Annotated in this window: 19 protein-coding genes; 12 read left to right on the top strand and 7 right to left on the bottom strand. The window is 70.9% G+C overall.

The genetic code is table 11. From position 1 onward, the window contains the following. Nucleotides 1–18 precede the first annotated feature (18 nt). Both IEY82_RS22050 and IEY82_RS22045 read left to right on the top strand, forming a co-directional pair. On the top strand, nt 19–2,034 hold the full coding sequence (locus IEY82_RS22050; protein ID WP_189126087.1) for a glycosyltransferase: 2,016 nt from the start codon (nt 19–21) through the stop codon (nt 2,032–2,034). Next, nucleotides 2,031–3,740, top strand: a complete 1,710-nt coding sequence (locus tag IEY82_RS22045; RefSeq protein WP_189126086.1) for a glycosyltransferase — start codon at nt 2,031–2,033, stop codon at nt 3,738–3,740. Before IEY82_RS22050 ends, IEY82_RS22045 begins: the two co-directional genes overlap by 4 nt. Before the next feature lie 68 nt (nt 3,741–3,808). On the opposite strand, the gene IEY82_RS22040 is transcribed toward IEY82_RS22045, so the two are convergent. From IEY82_RS22040 to IEY82_RS22025, 4 genes are all read right to left on the bottom strand, one after another. Beyond that, nucleotides 3,809–5,098, bottom strand: a complete 1,290-nt coding sequence (locus IEY82_RS22040) for a homoserine dehydrogenase (protein WP_225263519.1) — start codon at nt 5,096–5,098, stop codon at nt 3,809–3,811. After that, entirely contained in the window at nt 5,095–6,477 is a 1,383-nt protein-coding gene (gene lysA / locus IEY82_RS22035; RefSeq protein ID WP_189126085.1) for a diaminopimelate decarboxylase, read from the bottom strand. The genes IEY82_RS22040 and lysA overlap by 4 nt, the downstream gene beginning before the upstream one ends. 124 nt (nt 6,478–6,601) lie before the next feature. Next, nucleotides 6,602–7,225 (bottom strand): anticodon-binding protein, encoded by a 624-nt coding sequence (locus IEY82_RS22030; RefSeq protein ID WP_189126084.1) that lies wholly within the window; start codon nt 7,223–7,225, stop codon nt 6,602–6,604. A 55-nt stretch (nt 7,226–7,280) separates the two neighbouring features. Then, nucleotides 7,281–9,131, bottom strand: coding sequence for a hypothetical protein (locus IEY82_RS22025; protein ID WP_225263521.1), 1,851 nt, complete (start codon nt 9,129–9,131; stop codon nt 7,281–7,283). Between the two features lie 71 nt (nt 9,132–9,202). Here IEY82_RS22025 and IEY82_RS22020 point away from each other — a divergent pair, with 71 nt between their 5' ends. Together IEY82_RS22020 and treS are read left to right on the top strand one after the other, a co-directional pair. Further along, entirely contained in the window at nt 9,203–10,837 is a 1,635-nt protein-coding gene (locus IEY82_RS22020; RefSeq protein ID WP_189126083.1) for an asparagine synthetase B family protein, read from the top strand. Nucleotides 10,838–11,099: 262 nt separating this feature from the next. After that, entirely contained in the window at nt 11,100–12,788 is a 1,689-nt protein-coding gene (gene treS / locus IEY82_RS22015) for a maltose alpha-D-glucosyltransferase (RefSeq protein WP_189126082.1), read from the top strand. Nucleotides 12,789–12,854: 66 nt separating this feature from the next. Here treS and IEY82_RS22010 read toward each other — a convergent pair whose 3' ends face one another. From IEY82_RS22010 to IEY82_RS22000, 3 genes are read right to left on the bottom strand one after another with little or no spacing between them, the layout of a single operon-like run. Next, on the bottom strand, nt 12,855–15,119 hold the full coding sequence (locus IEY82_RS22010) for an ABC transporter permease (protein WP_189126081.1): 2,265 nt from the start codon (nt 15,117–15,119) through the stop codon (nt 12,855–12,857). 24 nt (nt 15,120–15,143) lie between these two features. After that, nucleotides 15,144–15,872: an ABC transporter ATP-binding protein gene (locus tag IEY82_RS22005; protein ID WP_189126080.1), complete on the bottom strand. Its 729-nt coding sequence runs from the start codon at nt 15,870–15,872 to the stop codon at nt 15,144–15,146. After that, complete coding sequence (locus tag IEY82_RS22000) at nt 15,869–16,375, bottom strand: PadR family transcriptional regulator (RefSeq protein WP_189126079.1); 507 nt, start codon at nt 16,373–16,375, stop codon at nt 15,869–15,871. Before IEY82_RS22000 ends, IEY82_RS22005 begins: the two co-directional genes overlap by 4 nt. Nucleotides 16,376–16,503: 128 nt before the next feature. Here IEY82_RS22000 and IEY82_RS21995 point away from each other — a divergent pair, with 128 nt between their 5' ends. The 8 genes from IEY82_RS21995 to IEY82_RS39280 all read left to right on the top strand — a co-directional run. Further along, a complete protein-coding gene (locus IEY82_RS21995) occupies nt 16,504–17,751 on the top strand; it encodes an ABC transporter substrate-binding protein (protein ID WP_225263523.1) in 1,248 nt (415 codons plus the stop codon). A gap of 7 nt (nt 17,752–17,758) precedes the next feature. Continuing rightward, entirely contained in the window at nt 17,759–19,069 is a 1,311-nt protein-coding gene (locus tag IEY82_RS21990; RefSeq protein WP_189126078.1) for an ABC transporter substrate-binding protein, read from the top strand. 5 nt (nt 19,070–19,074) lie between these two features. Next, nucleotides 19,075–20,469 carry an ABC transporter permease gene (locus IEY82_RS21985; RefSeq protein ID WP_189126077.1) on the top strand — a complete coding sequence of 465 codons (1,395 nt, stop codon included), beginning with the start codon at nt 19,075–19,077 and terminating at the stop codon, nt 20,467–20,469. Further along, nucleotides 20,466–21,365, top strand: coding sequence for a carbohydrate ABC transporter permease (locus IEY82_RS21980; RefSeq protein ID WP_189126076.1), 900 nt, complete (start codon nt 20,466–20,468; stop codon nt 21,363–21,365). The genes IEY82_RS21985 and IEY82_RS21980 overlap by 4 nt, the downstream gene beginning before the upstream one ends. A gap of 124 nt (nt 21,366–21,489) precedes the next feature. Beyond that, nucleotides 21,490–22,167: a uracil-DNA glycosylase gene (locus IEY82_RS21975; RefSeq protein WP_189126075.1), complete on the top strand. Its 678-nt coding sequence runs from the start codon at nt 21,490–21,492 to the stop codon at nt 22,165–22,167. Nucleotides 22,168–22,177: 10 nt separating this feature from the next. Continuing rightward, nucleotides 22,178–22,498 carry a hypothetical protein gene (locus tag IEY82_RS21970; RefSeq protein ID WP_189126074.1) on the top strand — a complete coding sequence of 107 codons (321 nt, stop codon included), beginning with the start codon at nt 22,178–22,180 and terminating at the stop codon, nt 22,496–22,498. A gap of 174 nt (nt 22,499–22,672) precedes the next feature. Beyond that, nucleotides 22,673–22,963 carry an MTH1187 family thiamine-binding protein gene (locus tag IEY82_RS21965; protein WP_189126073.1) on the top strand — a complete coding sequence of 97 codons (291 nt, stop codon included), beginning with the start codon at nt 22,673–22,675 and terminating at the stop codon, nt 22,961–22,963. 175 nt (nt 22,964–23,138) lie between these two features. Continuing rightward, nucleotides 23,139–24,042: FG-GAP repeat domain-containing protein (locus tag IEY82_RS39280; protein ID WP_229697640.1), on the top strand; the 904-nt coding region annotated here is incomplete at its 3' end.

The raw sequence follows: 24,042 nt of genomic DNA, 5'->3' as shown, positions 1-24,042 counted from the left end.
GCACCTGAGGAGTTCGGAGTGATCCGCGAGTTGCTGGCCGACCTGCCGAAGGCTCGGGTGTTCCTGACCGGGGTCGGCGCGGAGACGCTGCCCGGCGGGCTCGGCGCGGCCGGCGGGCTCGGCGGGCTCGGCGCGGCCGGCGTGGTCGATCTGGACCGGGATCTGCTGGAGCCGCCGCCGGTGACGGAGCGGGTGCACGAGGTCCTCGTGATCGCCGGCACGCCCGCCGACCTGCGGCGCGCGGCCACCCTGCACAAGCTGCTGCCGGAGGCGCGGCGCGTGGTCGTGGCCGTGCTCGACACCCCGGCCTCGCATCCGGCCCCGGTGCCGACGCCGACTCCCGCGCACCGGTGGCGCTCCCTGACGGATCTGCGGGTGCACCGGCCCAAGGACCGGGTGTGGGTGGTGGACGCCCGCTTCTCGGCCCCCACGCCCGCGGGCCGTACCGTGGCGGCGACGGCGCGCGCCTTCGCGGGGCACCGGCTGGACGTGATCGCGGCGCCGGCGGCGGCGATCGCGGGCGTCGGCTCGGCCGACTGGCGGCCCGGCGACCCCAACGCGACCCCCGCCGAGATCGGCGGACCGGTGCCCGAGCGGGTCGGCGCACCGGGCGGTGACGTGGTGCTGCGCACGCTGGAAGCCGGCGAGCCGGCCCCGCGCACCCCCGTCCCGGCCGATCCGCACGAAGCCCGCACCCCCGTCCCGGCCGGCCCGAACGAAGCCCGCGCCCTCGTCGCGTGGACCGGTGACGAGACACCCGTCGAGCGGCCGACGTCGCGCGCCGCCAGTTGGGAGCGGCTGGGCCGGCCAGGCGGCGCCGCGCTGCCGCTGGCCGATCCGGACGTGCTGGGCGACCCGTCGATGGTTCCGCCGGTCGACGAGCGCCTGGTGAACCCGCAGGGGTTCGTCACCACGCCGTCCCGGGGCATGGCGTCGCTGGAGGAGCGCGACGGGCGCTGGTCGGTGGTGCTGGACGGACGCCTGGTGACGGCGTTCGCCGAGTCGGGCGGAGTGACCGACGCGGACGTGTCCAGGCTGAGGCAGATCCGGGGCCTCACGGTCGACTGGCGGCACGCGCACAGCGGCCCGCTGGCCGCCGTGCGGGTGCTCGCGGGGCTGGCCGCGGCGGGGATCCCGCTGGTCGCGGAGAGCGTGCCGCGCTGGGCGGGCGCTCTCGGAGCCGAACTGATCACGTTGGTGACGACAGACCCCGACCTCTCCGATGATCTCCGGCGGGAGGAGCACAGCGTCCGGCTGCGCCGCGCGGCGCTGCGCACGCACGGCGTGGCCGCCCGCTGGGAGCAGCTCGGCGCGCCCGCCCAGGCGCCACCGCTGACCTCCGTGCTGCTCGCCACCCGCCGGACCGACATGGTGGGCTTCGCCCTCGACCAGGTCGCCCGCCAGCGCGGAGCGCGGGTCGAGGTCGTCCTCGCCCTGCACGGCCTGCCCCGGGGACACCCCGACGTGGCCCGGGCGATCGCCGCCTTCGACGGGCCGCTGACCGTCTACGAGGCCGGCCACGACGAGATCTTCGGCCAGGTGCTGAACAACGCGGCCGCCCGCGCCTCGGGCTCGTTCCTGCTCAAGATGGACGACGACGACTGGTACGGCCCCGACTTCCTGTCCGACCTGCTGCTCGCCCACTCCTACTCCGGCGCGCAGGTGGTGGGGACCGTGCCCGAGTTCGTCTACCTGTCGTCGATCGACGTCACCGTGCACCGCAGCCAGATCACCGAGCAGATCACCAGTTTCGTCGCGGGCGGCACGATCCTGGCCGAGCGGTCGGCGTTCCAGGCGGTCGGGGGGTTCCGGCCGCTGCGCCGCTCGGTCGACACCCAGTTCCAGGAGGCCATGCAGGCCGCGGGCGGCCAGATCTACCGCACCCACGGCCTCGGTTACATCCTGCGCCGTGGCCCCGCCGCCAACCACACCTGGCAGGAGCCGATCGGTACGTTCCTGCGTCGCAACAGGGACCAGTGGCGCGGCTTCCGCCCCAGCGCCCTGATGGAGCTGGACGGGAGCGCCCTGCCGTGAACCGACCACGGATCCGGCGCCAGGACTTCGGCGTGCTGACCCCGCCCCGGCTCGGCGACTGGGAGCCCACGCTGACCGTGACGGTCGTCATCCCGGCCCACGACCGGCAGGAGACGCTGGACCTCACGCTGGCGGCGCTCTCGGCGCAGAGTTACCCCGCGGAGCTCACGGAGATCGTCGTCGTGGACGACGGCAGCACGCCTCCCCTGTGCCTGTCGGAGATCGTCCCGCCCGGAACCCGGCTGATCCCCGCCCCGCCCGGCGGCTGGGGACGCGCCTGGGCCGTCCAGACCGGCCTCGACGCGGCCACCGGCGACGTCGTCCTCGTCCTGGACGCCGACATGGTCCCCCACCGCGAACACGTCGAGGCGCAGCTCCGCTGGCACCACCTCGCCCCGTACCTGGTGGTGCTGGGCTGGATCGACTTCACCTCGGCCGAGCGGCGGCCCACGCCGGAGCGGGTCCGCGCGGCCGTGCTGGCGGGCACGGAGGAGAGCCTGTTCCCGCTGTCGCCGCACCGCCACGACTGGGCCGAGCAGATCATCGCCGAGCACGACGGCCTGCGCACCGCGCCCAGCTCGCTGGCCACCAGGATCCACGTGGGCGCCAGCGCGTCCTACCCCGCCGCGCTGCTGCGCTCGATCGGCGGCCTGGACACCTCGCTGGTGCTGGCCGAGGACACCGAGCTGGGCTACCGGCTGACCCAGGCGGGCGCGGTCTTCGTGCCCGACCCCGAGGCGCGGGCCTGGCATCTCGGGCTGCCCACCGCCATGCGGGACTTCGCCGCCCTCAAGCGCCACAACGACCCGTACGTGGCGGACCGGGTGCCGTACCGCCGTTATCTTCGTACGGATCCCGGCCGCCAGTGGCTCGTGCCGTACGTGGACGCCTACGTCCCGGCCGGGGCCTACGAGGACGTGCGCGCCACGGTCGACGCCCTCCTCGCGAGCAGCCTTCCGGACATCCGGGTCACCGTCACGGGTCCGTGGGCGGCTCTGGGCACCGGCCGCCGTTCCCCGCTGCGCGACGCCGACCTGGACCTGAGGCTCGTCCACGCCACGTTCGAGCACGACCCGAGGGTCCGCCTGGCGGGCGACTCCGCGTGGCCGGACGCCGGGCGCGCGGCCGGTCCGGGGCGGGAGGTCGTGCCTCCCTTCCGGCTGCTGATCCCTCCTGGCTGGGTCCCGGCCCGTGACTCCGTGGAACGGCTCGTCGGCCACCTGGAGGAGCACGACGGCGGCGTCCTGTGCCTGGCGCTGGACGAGACGGGCGAAGGGGTGGTGGTGGCCCGGCTGGAGCGCGTGTCCGCCCTGGCGCGCGCCGCCCTGGTGGCCGAGCCCGGAGAGCGCCTGGACGACGTCCTCGACGAGGTGTTCGGCCTCGAATGGCTGGACGGGCCGGCGTGGGACATCACCCGCAGACCGCTCGTCTACCCGCCGCGCCGGCGCCCCGTCCCGGAGGCCGAGCGGCTGGCTATGCGGCGGGAGAAGGAGCTCGCGCAGCTCCGCGACCGTACGGCGGACCTGCGCGCCGAGCTGGCCCGGCTCCGCAGGGAGGTGGGCAAGAGGGAACGGGACACCGCCCGGTGGCGCGACAAGGCCGAGACCTGGCGCCGGGAGGCGGTCCGGCTGTCACGCGTCCAGGAACGTACGGTGCTCAGGAAGGCCGTCCGCCGGATCCGCGCCTTGGCCTTCCCGCACTCCTGACGCCTGCGCGAAAGGCGTCTCCGGGCGGAACACACGGATTCCCGGGGAACGGCTCCGGGAAGGCTCGGCTACTCGTCGCCCTCGACGCGCATCACGCTCGCCACGGCGCGGACGATGTCGAGGTCGCGCAGTCCTTCCATGGTGGCCGTGAGCGCCGCGTCGGTCGCCCGGTGGGTGACGATGACGAGCTGCGCGTCGTCACCGCGCCCCTCCTGGCGGACGGTCTGGATCGAGACGTCGTGCTTGGCGAACAGGTCGGCCACCGTGGCCAGCACGCCGGGCTTGTCGGCCACGTCGAGCGCCACGTGGCAGCGGGTGACCGTCTCGCCCATCGGGTGCACGGCCAGCGACGCGTAGGTGGACTCCTCGGGACCGCGGGTGCCCGCGAGCCGGTTGCGGCCCACCGCCACCAGGTCGCCCAGCACGGCGGACGCGGTCGGCGCGCCGCCCGCGCCCTTGCCGTAGAACATCAGCTGCCCCGCCGACTCCGCCTCCACGAACACCGCGTTGTACGCCTCGCGCACGCCGGCCAGCGGATGGGAGCGCGGGATCATCGCCGGATGCACGCGCACCCCGATCGACCGGCCGTCGTCGGACCGGGCGCAGATGGCCAGCAGTTTGATCACGTAGCCCATGGCCTTGGCCGAGGCCACGTCGGTGGCGGTGATGTCGGTGATGCCCTCGCGGTGCACCTCTGCGGCGGTCACCCGGCTGTGGAAGGCCAGCCCGGCCACGATCGCGGCCTTGGCGGCGGCGTCGAAGCCCTCGACGTCGGCCGTGGGGTCGGCCTCGGCGTAGCCGAGGGTCTGCGCCTCCTCCAGGGCGTCGGTGAACGACGCGCCGGTGGAGTCCATCTTGTCGAGGATGTAGTTGGTGGTGCCGTTGACGATGCCCAGCACCCGCTGGACGTGGTCTCCGGCCAGCGACTCGCGCAGCGGCCGCAGCAGCGGGATGGCCCCGGCGACGCTGGCCTCGAAGTAGAGGTCGCCCTTGCCGGCGCGGGCCGCCTCGTGCAGCGTCGCGCCGTCCTCGGCCAGCAGTGCCTTGTTGGCGGTGACGACCGACTTGCCCCGCGACAGGGCGGCCACGATCAGCGACCGGGCCGGCTCGATGCCGCCGATGACCTCGATCACGATGTCGACGTCGTCGCGGGCGACCAGCGACTCGGCGTCGGTGGTCAGCAGCTCGGGGGCGATCTCGACGTCGCGCTTGCGGCCCAGGCGGCGCACCGCGACGCCGGCCAGCTCCAGCGGCGCGCCGATGCGCGCGGCCAGGTCGTCGCCCTGCTCGCGGATCAGGCGGATGACCTGGGAGCCGACGACCCCGCAGCCCAGCAACGCAACCTTCAGCGGTTTCACAGCTGCCCCCTCAACAGGTCGTCCTCGGTCTCGCCCCGCACGATCACGCGAGCCTCGCCGTCGGCGACGGCGACCACGGCGGGCTTGGGCAGGTAGTTGTAGTTGTGCGCCATCGAGCGGCAGTAGGCGCCGGTGGCGGCCACGGCGATCAGGTCGCCGGGAGCGAGGTCGGCGGGCAGGAAGCAGTCGCGGACCACGATGTCGCCGCTCTCGCAGTGCTTGCCGACGACGCGGCTGAGCATGGGCTCGGCCGAGCTCTCTCGGCTGGCCAGCACGGCGGTGTAGTCGGCGCCGTAGAGGGCGGTGCGCAGGTTGTCGCTCATGCCGCCGTCGACGCTCACGTAGGTGCGCAGCCCCTCGACGTCCTTGACGGTGCCGACCTCGTAGAGGGTGATGCCGCCGGGCCCGACGATGGTGCGGCCCGGCTCGACGGTCAGCCTCGGCACCGGCAGCCCGGCGTCGGTGCAGACCTTGGCGACGATCTCGCGCAGGCTGTCGGCGATCTGCTTGATGTCGGGGGCCTCGTCGCCCTCGATGTAGGCGATGCCGTAGCCGCCGCCGAGGTCGAGCTCGGGCAGCAGCACGTCGTGCTCGGCCTTGATCTGCACGAGCAGCGTGGCCAGGCGGCGCGCGGCCACCTCGAACCCGGCCGTGTCGACGATCTGCGAGCCGATGTGCGAGTGGAGGCCGACGAGCTCCAGCGACGGCAGGGCGAGGATCCGGCGGACCGCCTCGGCGGCGGCGCCGGAGCTGAGCGACAGGCCGAACTTCTGGTCGTCGTGGGCCGTGGCGATGAACTCGTGGGTGTGCGCCTCGACCCCGGTGGTGACCCGGACCATCACCTTGGGGCGCTTGCCGTGGCGGTCGGCGAGGAAGCCGAGGCGGGCGATCTCCTCGTAGGAGTCGACCACGATGTGGCCGATGCCGGCCTCCAGGGCCCTGGTCAGCTCGGCGACGGACTTGTTGTTGCCGTGCAGGGTGATGCGCTCGGGCGGGAAGCCGACGCTGAGCGCGACGGCCAGCTCACCGCCGCTGGCCACGTCGAGGCCGAGCCCTTCGTCGCGCAGCCAGCGGACGACCTCCTTGCAGAGGAACGCCTTGCCCGCGTAGTGGACCTCGGAGCCGGCGAACGCGGTGGCGTAGTCGCGCATGCGCGAGCGCACGTCGTGCTCGTCGAGCACGTACAGCGGGGTGCCGTGCTCGCGGACCAGCTCGCGGACGTCGACGTCGCCGATCGTGAGCGCGCCATCGACGCGGCCGGACGTTCGGGGCCAGATCGTGGGATTGATCCGGTTGAGGTCGGCGGGCGCCAGCGGGGGGCGCTCGTGGGCCGGCGGCTCGGCGTGGCGGTCTCCGGCGGGATGGGCGAATCGACTCACCCGAACGAGGCTATCGGAACCCTCGTTCCTCCTGGACCGGCTGCCCACGTATCGAGACGGAATCCGGCCTGAGCAGGGATATTTTTACGGTTTTTAACCGTTTTACCAGATATTTTACGAGGATTCACAAGCGGTCCGGGCCGACGAGCACCTCGCGCACCGCACCCGCCAGCCGCACGCGGGCCGTGTGCACCGGACCGGGCGGCTCGTCCCCCACCGGCACGGCCGGAGCCAGCTCGTGGGCGTCATGGTAGGCGAGCGCGAGCCGTACCAGGAAGGACTCCCAGCCCGGCGAGAGGCTCGCGCGCCTGCTCGGGAGCTCGGCCAGGACGCGCAGCACGGCCCGGTCGCGCGGGTCGTCGAGCAGGTCCGGGCGGAAGCCCTCGCACGGCACCCCCAGCTCGCGGGCCCAGCGCCGCACGGCCGTCGCGCGGGCGCGGGCGTAGCGGACCACGAACCCCGGGTTGTCCCAGGTGCGCGGGAGGTCGGGCCACGGATCAGGCAGGCCGGCGACCGGCTCCACCTCCTCGACCAGCGCACCCGGCACCGCCACGACGATCCGCAGGAACCCGTTGGACAGCGCCTCCACCCCGGACACCCCGGGCACCTCGCGGACCCGGGCGGCCAGCGCCTCGGGCGGCACGCGGCGGCGCAGGGCGGCGGCCGAGACGTAGACCGCCTCCCGCTCCCATGTCCCGTCCGGCGCCGGGGGCTCGCCCAGCACCCCGGCGAGCCGCCGCGCCGTCATGGCGACGACCCTACGGGCATCCGGCCGCCCCGGTGTACGACGCGGGGGCCACCGGTCAGATCAGCGCGTGCGGCTCGGCGGAGCCGTACTCGACCAGGTGGGCCGCGCCCAGCAGCCAGCGGTCCTCGTCGCGGACCCGGACGTAGCCGAACCGGTCGGCCGAGAACACCTTGACCCCGTCGGCGCGGCACTGGCGCATGAGCACGGCGTCCCACCCCTCGGTCAGGTCGGCGAACCCGAGCTCGCGCAGCACGCCCCGGCGGGCCAGCAGCGTGGCCCCGGCGACCTCCGGCAGGTAGGAGTATTCGGCGTCGGGCTGCTTGAGCAGCGTGGCCTGCGGCTTGCGCAGGTGGGCGTAGAAGGCGGCCTTGCCGACGATGTCGGCCGTGCTGAACAGGAAGGCCCGGCTGAGATCGGACAGGTAGTGGGGGCCGTAGACGTCGCGCGGGTCCATCACCGAGACCAGGTCGGACTCGCACAGGTCGAGACCCCGGTCGAGCATCGCTCCGGCCGACAGCCCCGGGTCGAGGTCGCGGAAGACCACGTCGACGCCGGGCAGCACGTCGCGGGCGCGCAACTCGGACTCCGGCGGGCCGAACACGACCAGCTGCGACACCGTCGCGGACTGACGCGCCACCTGGGCCAGCGCGTGCTCCAGCAGCGACCGGTCGAGCACCGGCAGCAGCACCGAGATGTCGAGCGTGGCCCGGTGGCTGGGCAGGCCGATCGCCTCCAGCAGGTCGTCGACCCGTTCGGTCATCGTGCCGGTGGCGTAGGCGCGGCGCAGGGCGGCGTGCGCCCTGCGGGAGTCGGGCTCGTCGCCGATGGGGGTTCCACAGGCCGCGATCTCGGCCAGCCGCCACTGCGGGGTGCCGGGCGGGCAGTCGACGGCGGCGGGCCAGCGGTAGGAGGTCAGCACGTCGGGATAGGTGAGGTGGCCGGGCAGCAGCTGGTCCAGCGTGAGCACCCGGTCGACCCGGCCGCCGGCCAGCGGCAGCGGGTTGTGCACCCGGGGCTGGACGCCGAACGACAGGCGCCGCCAGCCCTCGGCGGCATGGGTGCTGAAGCGGTGCTCGAACAGCTCGGCGGCGGCGGCGTAGTCGGCGATGTCGCCCTGCGTGTGCCAGAACACCGTGCGGATGCCGCGCTCGGCGCACCAGGCGAGCAGCGCCCTGAGCCCGTCGCCCGGCTCACCGACGATCTCCTCGGCCCACGGCCCCCGCGTGACCGACTCGACCACGAGCAGGTGGGGCACCTCCAGGGGCAGCACGCGGGCGAAGTCGCGCGGCGTGAACCCGGTCGTCTGCCGCCACTCGTAGCGCAGCAGCGCCTCGGCGTGCGGATCGGCGATCACCGCGGCCGTCAGGTGCGGGCGCGTGTTGGGCCCGGTGGGCACCCGGAACGGCTTCAGCCGAAAGGACGCGCCGTCGAGCTTCCTGATCGAGGTGGTGGCCTGGAAGGCGGCGCCGGGCCGCTCGTCCTTGGCCCGCCGGCCGCCCGCGACCGGAGCGCGCTTGGGCGCCGAGGGCCGCTTGACCGGCTTGGCCGCGCCCTTGAGCCCCTTGGCCAGGCGCACCGGGTTGTTCTTGCCGCTCTTGATGGCGTCGCCGAGACGGTTCCAGCGGGCCACCTTGATCGAGGAGAGCTTCCAGTTGGCCACCTCGGCCTGGTAGCGCTGCTCGGCCAGCTCCTTGCGCAGCTTCTCGGCGGCGGCCCGCTCGGCCTCCAGCCGCTCCTCGGTCTCGGCCAGCCGCTCGGCGAGCGCCCTGGCCTCCTCGGCGTCGCTCTCGGCGCCGGCCAGCCGCGACTGCGCGGCCTCCAGCAGCCTGGCCAGCTCGGCCGCGTGCTCCGCCTGGGCGATCGCATCACGCAGCGCGCGCCTCGTGCTCTCCAGCTCAGTGCTCACCGAGACCTCCGATTCCTAGCCCGGCAAAGGATACTCTTCTGCAGGAAGCGTCTCGAAGGGATGAGATTCCGGTGCAGTTCAACGTGCGGCCCTACGTCTGCGGCGCTTTCGGCCGGGTCGACTCCGTCGTCCTCGGCAAGCTGACGGGAGCCGGGCCTCGGGTCCGTCCCGCCCTGCAGACGGCCGAGGCCGCGCTGTTCAGCTCGGCGCCGCTGCCGCCCTACCACCGCGCCGACGGCGCGTTCGCGTTCTCCTGGGGCGAGCGCCGGCCGCTGGCGCTCGGCGACTGGATGTCGGTCGCCGAGACCTACGAGACACCGGGGCTGATCGGCGACGGCGAGCGCGTCACGCTGCACGCCGGCGCGCTCGGCCTGGTCGACGTCTATTACGTACGCCTGGGCGACGCGGTCTACTTCTCGTCCCTGATCCAGCCGCTGCTGTCGCTGGTCCCGATCGAGCTCGACTGGGCGGCCTGGGCCTCGATCATCCAGGTGACCTTCCCGCTCGGCGACGCCACCCCCTACTCCCAGGTCAAGCGGCTGCCGGGGTCGAGCGCGCTGATGTACGAGCGGGGGGCACTGGCCACGGAGCGCAGGCTGCCACGGTGGCTGCGGCGCGAGCCCTACGAGGCGTGGACCACGGCCGGCGAGCTGCTGGAGATCCTGCACGACGTCTACAAGGACTACGACGGGCGGCGGCTGCTCGTGCCGGTCAGCGGCGGCTACGACTCCCGGCTGCTCTGCTCGGTCGCCGTGGCCAGGGGCGCCGACGTCGAGTCGTGGACCACCAGCCCCGACGACGGCACCGACACCGACATCGCGTTCGCCAGGGCGATCACCCGCGAGCTGGGCGTCGAGCACCGGGTGATCACGCAGGACCCGGCCGCCTATCCCGGCGACGCGATGGAGGTGGCGCGCAGGCTCGAATACCTGACGCCGCACCACGCCTGGTACGCACCGTTCGCCCAGGAGGTGCACGGCTCGGGGCGGATGCTGGTCGACGGGCTCGCGGGCGGGCCGCTGCTGAAGAACTTCATGGTCAGCGGAGCCGCGCTGGAGGCCACGTCGCAGGCCGAGCGGTCGGCGGCCGTGCTCGGCTCGCTGAGCCTCGGCGCCCCGTCGCGGCCGTTCCTGTCGCCCCGGGCGGCGGCCTGGATCGAGGAGGCCGTCAGGGAGCAGTTCGGCGCCGCCACCTCGATGCTCCACGGCCACCGGGCCGAGCTGCCGCTGTCGGTCCTGCACACCCGCACCGTGCGCGGCATCGCCCGCTCGGCGGTCAACCTGGTCGGCCCCGAGGCGTCGTTCGCGGCGCCGTTCATCCACCCCGACTTCTTCGACGCGGCGCTGTCGGTGGGCGTGAGCCGTAAGGACCAGGGCCGCTTCTACCGTGAGCTGCTCCACGCGGCCAACCCACGGGTCGCCGCGCTGCCGTCCACGAATGTCGTCAAGCAGCCGCTGCGGCGGGTCCCGCTGCGCTCGGCCGCCGCTCCGGCGCGCGCCTACTCGCACCGCATGCTGAGCACCGTGGCCGAACGGGTGCCGTCGCTGCTGTCGGAGGAGTTGCACGAGGTGATCGGCGGCGGCCCCGACGCGCTTACCCGTTTCCGTGGCTGGAACGACCGTTTCTGGGTGCGTGGGTTGGTGTTGTTCGGGTTGTGGCTGAATGACTTCGAGAACGACCTGGATGAGCTGTCTCCGCCGTTCTGAAATGAACTGCGGGTAACAACGCGGTTACGCAGTGATCTCCTGGGTATTAAGGGCTGCACAGCAATAGCGGTTCCGGAAAGCCGACGGGCTGGTAGTGTTCGGCCCGTAAGCGCCGCACAAGCGGGCACTGGATCACAAATCCGGTCTCGTCAAGGGCATGAGGTTCGCAGGGATGACGACCTCAGGCGGCGCGGTCACCAGAAAGCAAACGCCGGGGAACCGGTGACTTCGTCCTGCCCACATCTCCTTCTGTGAGCGACATATGATCAACGCATCCCCATCGCCGGAGCCGATTTCCGAGGCGTTCGTCTCGGAGGATCCCTCTTGGTACAAGCGGGCGGTGTTCTACGAGGTTCTCGTCCGCGGGTTCAAGGACTCCAACGGCGACGGCACCGGAGACCTTCGCGGTCTCATCGAGAAGCTGGGCTACCTGGAATGGCTCGGGGTCGACTGCCTGTGGCTGCTCCCGTTGTACGAGTCGCCGCTGCGCGACGGTGGCTACGACATCTCCGACTACATGAAGATCCTTCCTGACTTCGGAGATCTCTCGGACTTCATCCAGCTGATCGAAGCCGCCCACGAGCGAGGCCTGCGGATCATCACCGACCTGGTGATGAACCACACAAGCGACCGGCATCCCTGGTTCCAGGCCTCCCGTCACGACCCCGAGGGGCCGTACGGCGACTTCTACGTGTGGGCCGACGAGCCCACCGGCTACCCTGACGCGCCGATCATCTTCATCGGGGCGGAGGAGTCCAACTGGACCTACGACCCGGTGCGCAAGCAGTGGTACTGGCATCGCTTCTTCCACCACCAGCCCGACCTCAACTACGACAACCCGGCCGTGCAGGAGGCGATGCTGGAGGTCCTGAGGTTCTGGCTCGACCTCGGCATCGACGGGTTCCGGCTGGACGCGGTGCCCTACCTGTTCGAGCGGGAGGGCACGGCCTGCTCCGGCCTGCCCGAGACGCACGCCTACCTGAAGAAGATCCGCGCCGAGGTCGACCGGCTCTACCCCGACCGGGTGCTCCTGGCCGAGGCCAACGGGTGGCCCGAGGACGTGGTCGAGTACTTCGGCGACCCCACCGTGGGCGGCGACGAGTGCCACATGGCCTTCCACTTCCCGCTGATGCCGCGCATCTACATGGCGGTCAAGAAGGAGACGCGCGAACCCATCTCGGAGATCATGTCGCGCACTCCCAAGCTGCCCGACTCGGCGCAGTGGGGCATCTTCCTCCGCAACCACGACGAGCTCACGCTCGAGACGGTGACCGAGGAAGAGCGCGACTACATGCACAACGAGTACGCCCAGGATCCGCGGATGCGTGCCTACCTGGGCATCCGCCGCCGCCTCGCGCCCCTGCTCGACAACGACCGCGACCGGATCGAGCTGTTCACCGCCCTGCTGCTGAGCCTGCCCGGATCGCCGGTCATGTACTACGGCGACGAGATCGGCATGGGCGACAACATCTGGCTCGAGGACCGCGACGCGGTGCGCACGCCGATGCAGTGGAGCCCCGACCGCAACGCCGGCTTCTCGGCCGCCGACCCCGGCCGCCTCTACCTGCCCGCCGTCATGGACCCGATCTACGGCTACCAGGCGGTCAACGTCGAGGCCCAGCAGCGCAACAGCGGCTCACTGCTCCACTTCACCCGCCGGATGCTGGAGATCCGCCGCAACCACCCGGTGTTCGGCACCGGCGCCTACACCGAGATGTGGTCGTCCAACTCCGCGGTCCTCACCTACATCCGTGAGGAGGGCGACGACCTGATGCTCTGCGTCAACAACCTGTCGAAGTATCCCCAGCCGGTGGAGCTCGACCTGCGCCGGTTCACCGGCATGACGCCGGTCGAGGCGCGGGGCGGGGTGCGGTTCCCGGTGATCGGTGAGCTGCCCTACCTGCTCACGCTGCCGGGTCACGGCTTCTACTGGTTCGCGCTCAAGCCCTGAGCGTCCGCGCGTCCGGCACGGCGAAAACCGTGCCGGACGCTTTCGCATGTGGTGCCCTCGCCCGGTTCAGCGGGCCGTGACAGGCACCTGGGCGCGGGCGGCGCGGCGGGCCGGGATGAGCGCCACCGTCAGTGCCGCGCCCACCGCCGCCAGCACGGCGAGCGTCAGTGTCAGCGCCGAGGGCGCCCGGCCGATGCCGGCGCCCACCCCGCTCGTGTGCCCCTGCAGATCGATCAGGCCGGTCACCATGGAGACCCCGGCGGCCGTGCCCGCCGCGACGCCCAGCACGACGAGCAGCCCGGTGCCGGTCACGAGCGTCGCCATCACCTGCCGCGGCGTCAGCCCCATCGCCTTGAGCACCGCCAGGTCCAGCGCGTGGTCACGCAGCCCCAGGGCACTGGCCGTGAGCAGGTTGGCCAGGCCGATCAGCGCCAGCACCACGATCAGCGCCACGATCACCACCCGGATCACCGCCAGCCGGTCGGCGGGGTTGACCACCCGCTGCACCTCCAGGCTCTCGGCCGACTCGGCCAGTAGCCTGGCCCGCACCTCGCCGGGGTCGGCTCCGGGGCGCAGCGCCAGCGCGTAGTGCTCGGGCGGCACCGAGTCCTTGGCCGCCAGGCTGTCGAGGCCCACGGACAGCACCTCGCCGTCGAGGTCGGGCTCGACGGTCCGGCCGACGATGCGCACGATCAGCGGCGAACCGCCCACGGTCAGCCGCACCCGGTCGCCGATCTTCAGGCCGAGCAGGTCGAGCAGCCCCTGCCCGGCGACCGCCTCGCCTGGCCGGCCGTACATCCGGCCCTCGACCACCGGGAACGGGTAGGGCTCGCCCGTGGTGCCGAGCGCCCGGACCCGTACCGAACGGGCCTCTCCGGGAGCCAGGGCGTTGACGTCGGTGCCCGGGTAGACGGCGCGCACGTCGGGATCCTCCACGGCGACGCGCCTGGCCTCGGCCGGATCCAGCTTGCCGGGCTTGACGTACAGCGACGCGTGCTGGCCGACCTGCTCGGGATGGCTCAGGAAGCCGTCGAGCGTGGACCAGACGCCCAGGCCGATCGTGATCATCATCATCGGCACGGCCAGCCCGAACACGGTCAGGAACGCGGGCACCCGCCTGGTGAAGGCGTCGCGGGTGCCGAGGACCAGGGCGGGCGGGAGGCGTACGAGGAGGGCGAGCCGGGCCATCCTGGACAGGTGGCCCCGGGGTGGCGCCACCGGGGCGTCCGGGATGGGCGGGGTGCGTCCGCCGCGCCACGCGGGCACGCCCACCGCGGCCAGCACGACCAGCGCGGTGCCCGCCACGATGGCCAGCATGGGCATCGGCGGCACCGAGACGCCGAGGAAGGCCACCGCCACCCCCCAGCCGGCCAGCGTGCCGATCCCGACGCCGAGCAGGCCGAGCGCGCCGTGCTCGACCAGGAGCAGCAGGGCGACCTGGCCCCCGGTGAATCCCAGCGACTTGAGCGTGGCCAGGTCGCGTAGCTGACCGAGCACCCGCCCGCCGGCGGCGTTGGCCAGCGCGAGCGCGGCGGCCACCAGGCCGACCACGCCGAACAGCGCCAGCAGCGTGCCGAGCAGCCGGTTGTCCAGCTCCATCGCGGCCCGGACCTCGCGCCAGGTGTAGACCCGCTGCAGTTGGTCCTCCAGCATGACGACCACGCGCTGCGAGACGAGCTGGGCCGAGTCGGGGTCGGCCAGGCGCAGGCCGGTCACCCACTCGCTGCGGCCGAGCATGGGCTCGATCCGCTCCAGCATGGTCGGCAGCACCCAGGCCAGGCCGGGCGTCCACTCGGGGTAGAAGCCCTGCTCGGCGGAGTCGGCGATGCCGCGCACGTACAGCGTGTGGCGCTCTCCGCTCAGCGCGATGATCGTGAACGGCGCGCCGACCCGCAGCCGCAGCGAGCTGGCGAACGACCGCTCGACCACCACGCCGTCGAGCTGGGTCGAGTCGAGCCAGCGGCCCTCGGCCACCACCGGGTGGGCCACCAGCGGGCGCGCGGCGGACATCGCGCGCAACGACGCGGGCTCCTTCTTGCCGTCCTGGGCGACGGTGACGGGCGCCGAGCGGTAGGGCCCCGCGGTGTCGGTCACGCCGTCGATCTCGCCCACGGCGACCTGAGGGCTGTCCTTGGTGTAGAGCCACACGTGGGCGCCGTCGGTCTGGGCCGACAGGTTGCGCCACGGATTGGTGCCGTCCTCGAGCAGGGTGACGGCGGTGATGAGGGCGGCCACGATCCCGGCCACGGCGAGCACGGTGAGGGTCGCCTGGCCCTTCCTGGCCCGCAGGTCGGCTCTGATCCACCGGCCACCGGCCAGCGCTGTGCTCATCTCACCCGCTCATCTCGCCACAGCTCATCTGAGGTCGATCACCGCGCCGGCCGTGCCCGTACGCCGGCGCGCGATGCGGCCGTCGTCGACGATCTCGCCGTCGAACAGGGACACCAGGCGGTCGGCCAGGCTCGCCACCCGGGCGTCGTGGGTGACCATGATGATCGTCTGGCCTTCCTTGTGCACGTCGCTGAGCAGGCGCAGCACGTCGCGGGTGTTGCGGCTGTCGAGGTTGCCCGTGGGCTCGTCGGTCAGCAGCACGCTCGGCTGGTTGGCCAGCGCGCGGGCCAGCGCGACCCGCTGCTGCTCGCCGCCCGACAACTGGCCCGGAGCGGCGTCGGCGCGTTCGGAGAGGTTGAGGGCGCCCAGCAGGTGCTCGCGGCGCTCGCGGGCGTCCTTGGGCGAGACGCCGGCCAGCAGCGCGGGTAACTCCACGTTGTCGGCCACCGTCATGTTGGCGACCAGGTTGAAGAACTGGAACATGAATCCGATCTTCTTGCGCCGCAGCAGCGCCCAGGCGCTCTCGGAGAGCGTGTCGACGCGCTGGTCGTCGAGCCAGATCTCGCCGCTGGTGCGGGCGTCGAGACCGCCGAGCATGTGCACGAGGGTCGACTTGCCCGACCCCGACGGACCCATGATCGCGACGAACTCTCCCGGCTCCACCTGCAGATCCACCCCGCGTACGGCCGGCACGGGGACGGCTCCACCGGAGTAGATCTTGACCAGGCTGACCGTCTTCACTACCGGGTTCATGCGAGATCCTCCTGACACCGCTCCAGCCAGTCGAGATCGGCTTGCAGATGCAGCATGGCACCTTCGATGAGCAGAATCGCCACTCGATCGCCGGGCTCGATGTGAACCAGGAGGTCATTGAGGTCGCGCATGAGCGAAAGATAGTGTCGGCGCTGCCGGCTGATCAACGCCATGCGGTCGGCGATGCCGGTGAGCGGGGCCAGCACGAGCTTCATGAAGAACTCGTCGCGGACCCTCGGGCCCTCGGTGGGCTCGTCGACCCACGCGGTGAGCGCGTCGCGCCCCTTGGCCGTCAGGTAGTAGACCTTCTTGTTGGGCCGGTTGGACTGCTCGACGTCGACGGCTCTGATCAGTCCGTCCTTCTCCAGCCTGCCGAGCGTCACATAGATCTGTCCGATGTTGGGAGACGGATAGGCGCTGCCGAAGGTCTGCTCGAGCGCCTGTTTCAGCTCGTATCCATGGGCAGGCTCTTTTGCCAGGAGCGCCAGCAGGTGCGGCCGCACCGCCTCACCTCCCTGTTCTGTTACGTGAGCGTTACGAAGCAATCCGTTGACCACCAGATTACCTCTGTGCATAACATGAATGCATCTACCTAACACGTATGTAATCGCTGAAACATGGAGGTAACAGCGTGCGTCGCTCGCTACCGATCGTGCTGTCCGTCCTACTGGCGGCCGGTTGCGCGGTTACGGGCGACGAGGGCGGTGACGACACCGGAACGGGCGGAACAGGCCCGATCACGTTCGCCACCGGGCGCGACACCACGGCGTACCTGCAACCCCTGCTGGATCGCTGGAACCAGGCCCACCCGGCCGAGAAGGTGACGCTCCTGGAGCTGCCCGAGGCCGCCGACGAGCAGCGCGCGCAGATGGTGGCCAATCTCCAGGCTCGAAGCAGTCGCTACGACGTGCTCGGGCTTGACGTGGTGCAGACGGCGGAGTTCGCGGAGAACGGCTGGATCATCCCCCTGGAGCGCGGGCTCTTCCCGCTCGACAGGTTCCTGCCGCCCGTCGTGGACACCGCGGTCTACAAGGGCAAGTTGTGGGCGGTGCCGTACACGAGCAACGCGGGCCTGTTGTACTACCGCACCGACCTCATCAAGAAGCCGCCTCGCACCTGGGCGGAACTTCGCACGGCAGCACAAGAAGTCACAAAAAAGCACGATATTGACGGGTACGCCGGACAGTTCCTCGCCTACGAGGGGTTGACGGTCAACTTCTCCGAAGCCGTGCAGTCAGCGGGCGGGCAGGTCGTCAGCCCCGACGGCACCCGAGTGACCCTCGACCCCGCCAAGGCGGCGACGGCGCTGGCCTTCCTGCAGCAGGGGCTGCGCGAAGGCTGGATTCCCAAGGAGTCGCTGAGCTACAAGGAGGAGGAGTCACGCCTGGCCTTCCAGGAGGGCCGGCTGGCGTTCGTCCGCAACTGGCCGCACGCGTACGGCCCGGCCAAGGCCAAGCTCGGCGACAAGTTCGCGGTCACGAGGCTGCCCGGCCTCGACGGTCCCGGCTCCAGCTCGCTGGGCGGGATCAACCTGGCCGTCAGCGCCTCCTCCAAGCACCAGCACACCGCACAGGAGTTCATCCGCTACTTCACGGGCCTGGAGAACCAGCGCCGGGTCCTCACCGAAGGTTCCTTCCCTCCGGTGTGGTCCGAGCTCTACGACGATCCTGAGCTGATCAAGCGCTTCCCCTACCTGCCCGTGCTCAAGGAGAGCATCCTCGCCGCCAAGCCGCGGCCGGCGAGCGCCAACTACAACCAACTGAGCCTGGTCATCGCCAGCTCGGTCACCAAGGCGCTCAGCCCTCCCTACAGCGAGTCCGCCGGCGACATGGCGGTCTCGCTGAAATCCGAACTCGAAGAGATCATCAGAACCCAGTGAGGCACTAATGCGAAACGCCAGAGCAGCAGCCATCCTCGCGGGGCTCGCGGTAGCCGTGGCCGCGTGCGGCAACGCGCCGACGACCAGCGAGCCCACCGCGTCGAGCTCCGCCCCCGCGGCTGGTGCCAAGACGTTGGAGGGTGTCAAGCTCGAAGTGGCGGCCAAGTGGACCGGTGACGAGCAGGCCAACTTCGAGAAGGTGCTCAAGGCCTTCTCCGACAAGACCGGCGCGCAGGTGACCTACGCCTCCACCGGTGAGGACACCGGCGCCTACCTCGGCCCGCGCATCCAGGCCGGCAGCCCGCCCGACGTGGCGATCCTGCCCCAGCCCGGCCTGGTCCAGCAGTACGCCGACCAGAAGGCGCTCAAGCCGCTGACCGAGGGCGTGACCAAGGAGATCGACACCAACTACACCCCCTACTGGAAGGAGCTCGGCTCCGCGGGCGGCCAGGTGTACGGCGTGCTCATCAAGGCGGCGCACAAGTCGCTGGTCTGGTACCGCTCGCAGGCGTTCGAGGACGCCGGCGTGCAGCCGCCGACCAACTGGGACGAGCTGCTCAAGGCCGCTCAGACCGTCGCCGACTCCGGCACCCCGCCCTTCTCCTTCTGTGGCGCCTCCGGCTGGACCCTGACCGACCTGTTCGAGAACGTCTACCTCTCGACGGCCGGCCCGGAGAAGTACGACCAGCTCTCCAAGCACGAGATCCCGTGGACGGACCCCAGCGTGGCCACCGCGCTGGAGAAGATCGCGCAGATCGCGGGCAAGAAGGAGTTCGTCGCCGACGGCGCGCTGCAGACGGACTTCCCGACCTGTGTGAGCAAGGTCTACGGCCAGAAGAAGGCGGCCATGGTCATCGAGGCCGACTTCGTGGCGGTCACCGCCGTCCAGGAAGGCGCCAAGGTCGGCGAGGAGGCCAAGTACTTCCCGTTCCCGAAGGCCGGCGACACCTCCCCGGTCGTGCTCGGCGGCGACGTCGCGGTGGCGATGAAGGACTCCCCCGGCGCCATGGAGCTGCTGCAGTTCCTCGCCTCCAAGGAGGGCGGCGAGATCTGGGCCAAGCTCCCCGGCTACCTGTCCCCGAACAAGAACGTCTCCCCCGACAACTACCCCGACCCGCTGACCAAGGCGCTCGGCCAGACCATCGTCTCGGCCGGTGACGCCGTCCGCTACGACATGTCCGACCTCGCGCCGAGCGCCTTCGGCGGCACCGACGGCAAGGGCGAGTGGAAGGTCCTGCAGGACTTCCTGCGCGACCCGAGCGACATCAAGGGCGCGCAGGACGCGCTCGAGGCCGAAGCCAAGAAGGCCTGGAAGTAAGAGGTATGGCCGTGACCGAACGGTTCAACGGCCCGCAGGACCCGTCCGAGCGAGTCTCGGGCGGGTCTCCCGCCGGACCGGCTGACACCCCCCGCAGCAGCAAGAAACCACTACGACGCCTCGGCCCCTCACCGGCGCTCGCCATCGCCTTCCTTCTCCCGGCGGCGGTGTTGCTGGGAGTCTGGGTGGTCTACCCCATCGTTTACTCGATCTACCGGAGCCTCTTCGACTCCGCCGGCACCGGATTCGTCGGGCTCGGCAACTACGCCACCATCTTCTCCGACGAAGGCATGCTCACCACGATCCGCAACAACCTGATCTGGGTGGTCGCGGCGCCCATCGTGGTCACCACGCTGGGTCTGATCTTCGCGGTGCTGACCGAGCGCATCAGGTGGTCGACCGCGTTCAAGCTGATCGTGTTCATGCCGATGGCCGTCTCGCTGATGGCCGCCGGCGTGATCTTCCGCCTCGTCTACGAGGAGGACCCGGACAAGGGCATCGCCAACGCCGTCCTGACCACCGTGCACGACACGTTCTCCTCCTCCCAGGGCTACCCGGAGGCCCGTCCCCGTGAGGGCGACGAATCGCCCGTCACGGCCCAGGGCGGCGGGGCCATCACCAAGCAGGCCGCGCAGCCGGGCCAGCCCGTCCTGATCCCCATCGTCGGCGTCAAGCCGGGGATCATGCCGAGTGACGCCCAGCCCGCCAAGCCCCCTGCCGGCGGCGACACGCTGTCCGGAACGGTGTGGTTCGACTTCACCGCGGGAGGCGGCGGCACCAACAACGCCATCGACGACGGCGAGAAGGGCCTGCCCGGCATGACCGTGGAGGCGGTCATGGACGGCCGGGTGGCCGGCACCGCCACGACCGCCGAGGACGGCTCGTTCCGCTTCGCCGGGCTGCCCGCCGGCTCCTACGTCCTACGGCTGCCGGAGTCGAACTTCCAGGCCTCGTACAACGGTCTGACCTGGCTCGGCCCGACGCTGATCACACCGGCGATCATCGGCGCGTTCGTCTGGGTGTGGGCCGGGTTCGCCATGGTGCTGATCGCGGCCGGGCTCGCGGCCATCCCGCGTGACGCCCTGGAGGCCGCCCGCATCGACGGTGCCACGGAGTGGCAGGTGTTCAGGCGGATCACCGTGCCCCTGCTGTCACCGGTGCTGCTCGTCGTCTTCGTGACGATGATCATCAATACCTTGAAGGTCTTCGACCTGGTCTTCATCATCGCGCCGTCGTCCGTCCAGCCAGAGGCGAACGTGGTCGCGCTGGAGATGTGGCGGGTGTCGTTCGGCGGCGGGAACAACCAGGGCCTGGGCAGCGCCCTGGCGATCTTCCTGCTGATCCTGGTGCTCCCCTTCATGATCATGAACATCCGCCGGTTCAGGAGGGAGAACGCATGACGACCGTAAGCGCCCCGGCGCCCGTCGGCCTGGAGGCGGGGGCTCCGCCCAGAAGTCTGGCCGGCCGGATCGTCGACCGCCTCGGCAGCGGCGTGGTCCAGGTCGTGATGGTGCTGCTCGGGTTGTTCTGGCTGGTGCCGACGCTCGGCCTGCTGGTCGTCTCGCTGCGCAGCGTGCAGGTCAACAGCGCCGAGGGCTGGTGGACGATCTTCACCAAGCCCGCCGAGCTCACCATCGAGAACTACTCCAACCTGCTGGCCAGTGGCTTCACGGCGTCCTTCTGGAACACCGTGGCCATCACGGTGCCGACCACGATCCTGGTGATCGGCATCGCCGCCATGGCCGCCTACGCGTTCGCGTGGATGGAGTTCCCGGGCCGTGACACGCTCTTCCTCGTCGTGGTCGGGCTGCTGATCGTGCCGATCCAGATCGCGCTGATCCCGATCGCCAGCTTCTACGGCGGCATCGGAATCTTCGGCTCGATTCCCGGCGTGGTCCTGTTCCACGTGGCGTTCGGACTGCCCTTCGCGATCTTCCTGCTCCGTAACTTCTTCGTCGGCATCCCAGCCTCGCTGCTGGAGGCCGCGCGGATGGACGGCGCCTCGGAGTGGAAGATCTTCGCCTCCGTGGTGTTCCCGCTGGGCAAGCCGGCGATCGCGTCGCTCGGCATCTTCCAGTTCCTCTGGGTGTGGAACGACATGCTCATCGCGCTGGTCTTCGCCAACCCCGGCAGCCAGCCGATGACCAAGGCGCTCCAGTCTCAGATGCGGCAGTTCGGCTCCAACGTGGACATCCTGTCCTCCGGCGCCTTCATGTCGCTGATCATCCCGCTGGTCCTCTTCTTCGCCTTCCAGCGCTACTTCGTGCAGGGCATGATGGCCGGCTCCGTGAAGTAGCTCCGCCGATGGCGGGCGCCCGTACACCCGCGGGGGCACGGGCGCCCGTCGTGATCATTCTGGTACGGCCCAGCGTCCAGGTTTCGGGCACGGGCCGTACCAGACCTGGATAGGCTCAACAGTCATGGCCGGTCGTCCCCTGAACGAAGTCGTCGAAGCCGGATGGGCCCACGCGCTGGAGCCCGTCGCCGAGCGGATCTCCCAGATGGGCGAGTTCCTCCGCAAGGAGATCACCGAAGGCAGGCAGTACCTCCCGGCGGGAGCCCACGTGCTGCGCGCCTTCAACCAGCCCTTCGACGACGTCAAGGTGCTGATCGTCGGGCAGGACCCCTACCCGACGCCCGGGCACCCCATCGGGCTGTCCTTCTCGGTCGCCGCCGACGTGCGGCCGCTGCCCGGCAGCCTGGTCAACATCTACAAGGAGATGGAGACCGACCTCGGCCTGCCGCGGCCCGCCAACGGCGACCTGACTCCGTGGGCCGACCAGGGCGTGCTGCTGCTCAACAGGGTGCTGACCGTCATGCCCGGCAAGCCCGCCTCACACCGCGGCAAGGGCTGGGAAGAGGTCACCGAGCAGGCCATCCGCGCGCTGGTGGCCCGCGACAAGCCGATGGTCGCCATCCTGTGGGGCCGCGACGCCCGCAACCTCGCCCCGATGCTGGGTCGGGTGCCGCGCGTCGAGTCGGCGCACCCCTCCCCCCTCTCGGCGCGCAACGGCTTCTTCGGCTCCCGGCCGTTCAGCAGGGCAAATGAGCTGCTCGTTCAGCAGGGCGCGGCTCCTGTCGAGTGGAAGCTGCCCTAGCATCGTCGCCATGAGCGATAACGAGAAATTCCTACGCCTGACGGTCGAACTGACCGTCGAGGTGCTCGATGTCGATGCGCTGCAGGCCGCCGCGCTGGCCGAGATCCGGCATCCCGACGCCGAGCTCACGGAGGAGGAGCGGGCCGAGCAGGCCGAGCTCGTCACCTCCGACGAGACCGGCGCGTCCGCGCTGCAGTGGCTGATCGAGCCCGACCACGTGCTGCAGTTGGTGGACCACATCGACGAGATCGAGCCACGTGAGGCCGTGCTGGGTGTCGAGCCCTCCGACGGCCCGAGTGACGAGGACGAAGAGGAGCATGAGCACGTCTGACTTTCCGCGCTAGCCACGGCACTGCGGGTGCCGTGGCTTTTCGCTTCCTGGGCGCTCGCTAGGATCATTCACGCCGGTGAGCGCCGTCCTCCCCGCCGAGCTCGGGCCGCGAGCGGCACCCGGCCGAGTCCGCGGGCGCGGATGGGCCGTGCCCCGAGCCGCGAGGGGGCACCCATGATCGTCGCATTCTCCATCACTCCGCTGGGCGTCGGCGAAGGGGTCGCCGAGCCGGTGGCCCGCGCCGTCCAGGTCGTGCGCGACAGCGGTCTGCCCAACCGGACCGACGCCATGTTCACCACCGTCGAAGGCGAGTGGGACGAGGTGATGGCGGTCGTCAAGCGGGCCGTCGACGCGGTGGCGAAGGTGGCGCCCCGAGTCAGCCTGGTGCTCAAGGCCGACCTGCGCGAGGGGGTCACCGACGGGATGACGAGCAAGCTCGAGTCCCTGGAACGCCACCTGCCCTGACCATCCCCGTCGCCGTCGCCGTCGCCGTCGCCGTCGCCGTCGCCTTCGCCTTCGCCTTCGCCGGCGGCCGAGCATCGGTGAACGAAGTGCCTTTACAGAGTTTCTGAAGGCGTTTTGTACCGCCATCCGGGAGTGTCCTGTCTCAGCCGTAATGGTCTCGAGACAAGGAACTCCGATGCGCGTTGTTCAACCTGGCTCACGGGCGGGTGCCGTGCGGCTCGCCGGTCTGGCCTTGGCCGTCACCGCGGTCACCTCCCTGATCGCACCGACCGCCGCCATGGCCGACCCCGATCCGGATGGCACCAGGAGGGCCGGCGACGTCTCCACGGCCCGTGCCCTCGCGGCCTGTGACTCCTCGGGCACGACACCGACCGATTCCGCGCTCGCGACGCAGCTCAACGGCAAGCTGACGGCCAAGATGCGGGGATACATGTCGGCGTACCGGGTCTCCTGCGCGCGAAAGGTGATCGAGGCGGTGCACGACCGGGGGTTGCACTCGCGGGCCGCGGTCATCGCCATCGCGACGACGATCGTCGAGTCGAGCATCGACAACATCGCCGAGGAACTCGATCACGACAGCCTCGGCCTGTTCCAGCAGCGTGCGTCGTGGGGCACCGTGGCACAGCGGCTCAATCCCACCTGGGCGACGAACGCCTTCCTCAACAAGATGCTGTCGAAGTATCCGAACAACACCTGGATGACGGCGCAGATCGGCCAGGTATGTCAGGCCGTGCAGGTGTCGGCATATCCCGAGCGTTATCAGCCGCAGGCGGGTGACGCCCAGATCATCGTCAACACCATCTGGCCGTACGTTGCGGGCGGCGGGGGTCGTGACTTCAGCGGTGACGGCAAAGCCGATGTGATCGCCCGTAATGCCACGACCAAGGATCTGCACCTCTACCGTGGCAACGGCAGCGGCGGCTTCCAATCGGGAACCGGCGAGGCGTTCGGCCACAACTGGTCCGCCTTCGACATCATCTTCAGCCCCGGCGACTTCACCGGCGACGGCAAAGCCGACATCATCGCCCGCAACACCACCACCAAGGACCTACACCTCTACCGAGGCAACGGCACCGGCA

Source organism: Nonomuraea cavernae, from assembly GCF_014646355.1.
Taxonomy (GTDB): domain Bacteria; phylum Actinomycetota; class Actinomycetes; order Streptosporangiales; family Streptosporangiaceae; genus Nonomuraea; species Nonomuraea cavernae.
This window is presented reverse-complemented; position numbering and strand designations above follow the sequence as displayed.

Bases quoted from the DNA above. Each gene is read 5' to 3' on its own strand.
- IEY82_RS22030 (WP_189126084.1), bottom strand. From the start codon at position 7,225: ATGACGGCGCGGCGGCTCGCCGGGGTGCTGGGCGAGCCCCCGGCGCCG.
- treS (WP_189126082.1), top strand. From the start codon at position 11,100: ATGATCAACGCATCCCCATCGCCGGAGCCGATTTCCGAGGCGTTCGTC.
- IEY82_RS22010 (WP_189126081.1), bottom strand. From the start codon at position 15,119: ATGAGCACAGCGCTGGCCGGTGGCCGGTGGATCAGAGCCGACCTGCGG.
- IEY82_RS22005 (WP_189126080.1), bottom strand. From the start codon at position 15,872: ATGAACCCGGTAGTGAAGACGGTCAGCCTGGTCAAGATCTACTCCGGT.
- IEY82_RS21990 (WP_189126078.1), top strand. From the start codon at position 17,759: ATGCGAAACGCCAGAGCAGCAGCCATCCTCGCGGGGCTCGCGGTAGCC.
- IEY82_RS21985 (WP_189126077.1), top strand. From the start codon at position 19,075: ATGGCCGTGACCGAACGGTTCAACGGCCCGCAGGACCCGTCCGAGCGA.
- IEY82_RS21980 (WP_189126076.1), top strand. From the start codon at position 20,466: ATGACGACCGTAAGCGCCCCGGCGCCCGTCGGCCTGGAGGCGGGGGCT.
- IEY82_RS21975 (WP_189126075.1), top strand. From the start codon at position 21,490: ATGGCCGGTCGTCCCCTGAACGAAGTCGTCGAAGCCGGATGGGCCCAC.
- IEY82_RS21970 (WP_189126074.1), top strand. From the start codon at position 22,178: ATGAGCGATAACGAGAAATTCCTACGCCTGACGGTCGAACTGACCGTC.
- IEY82_RS21965 (WP_189126073.1), top strand. From the start codon at position 22,673: ATGATCGTCGCATTCTCCATCACTCCGCTGGGCGTCGGCGAAGGGGTC.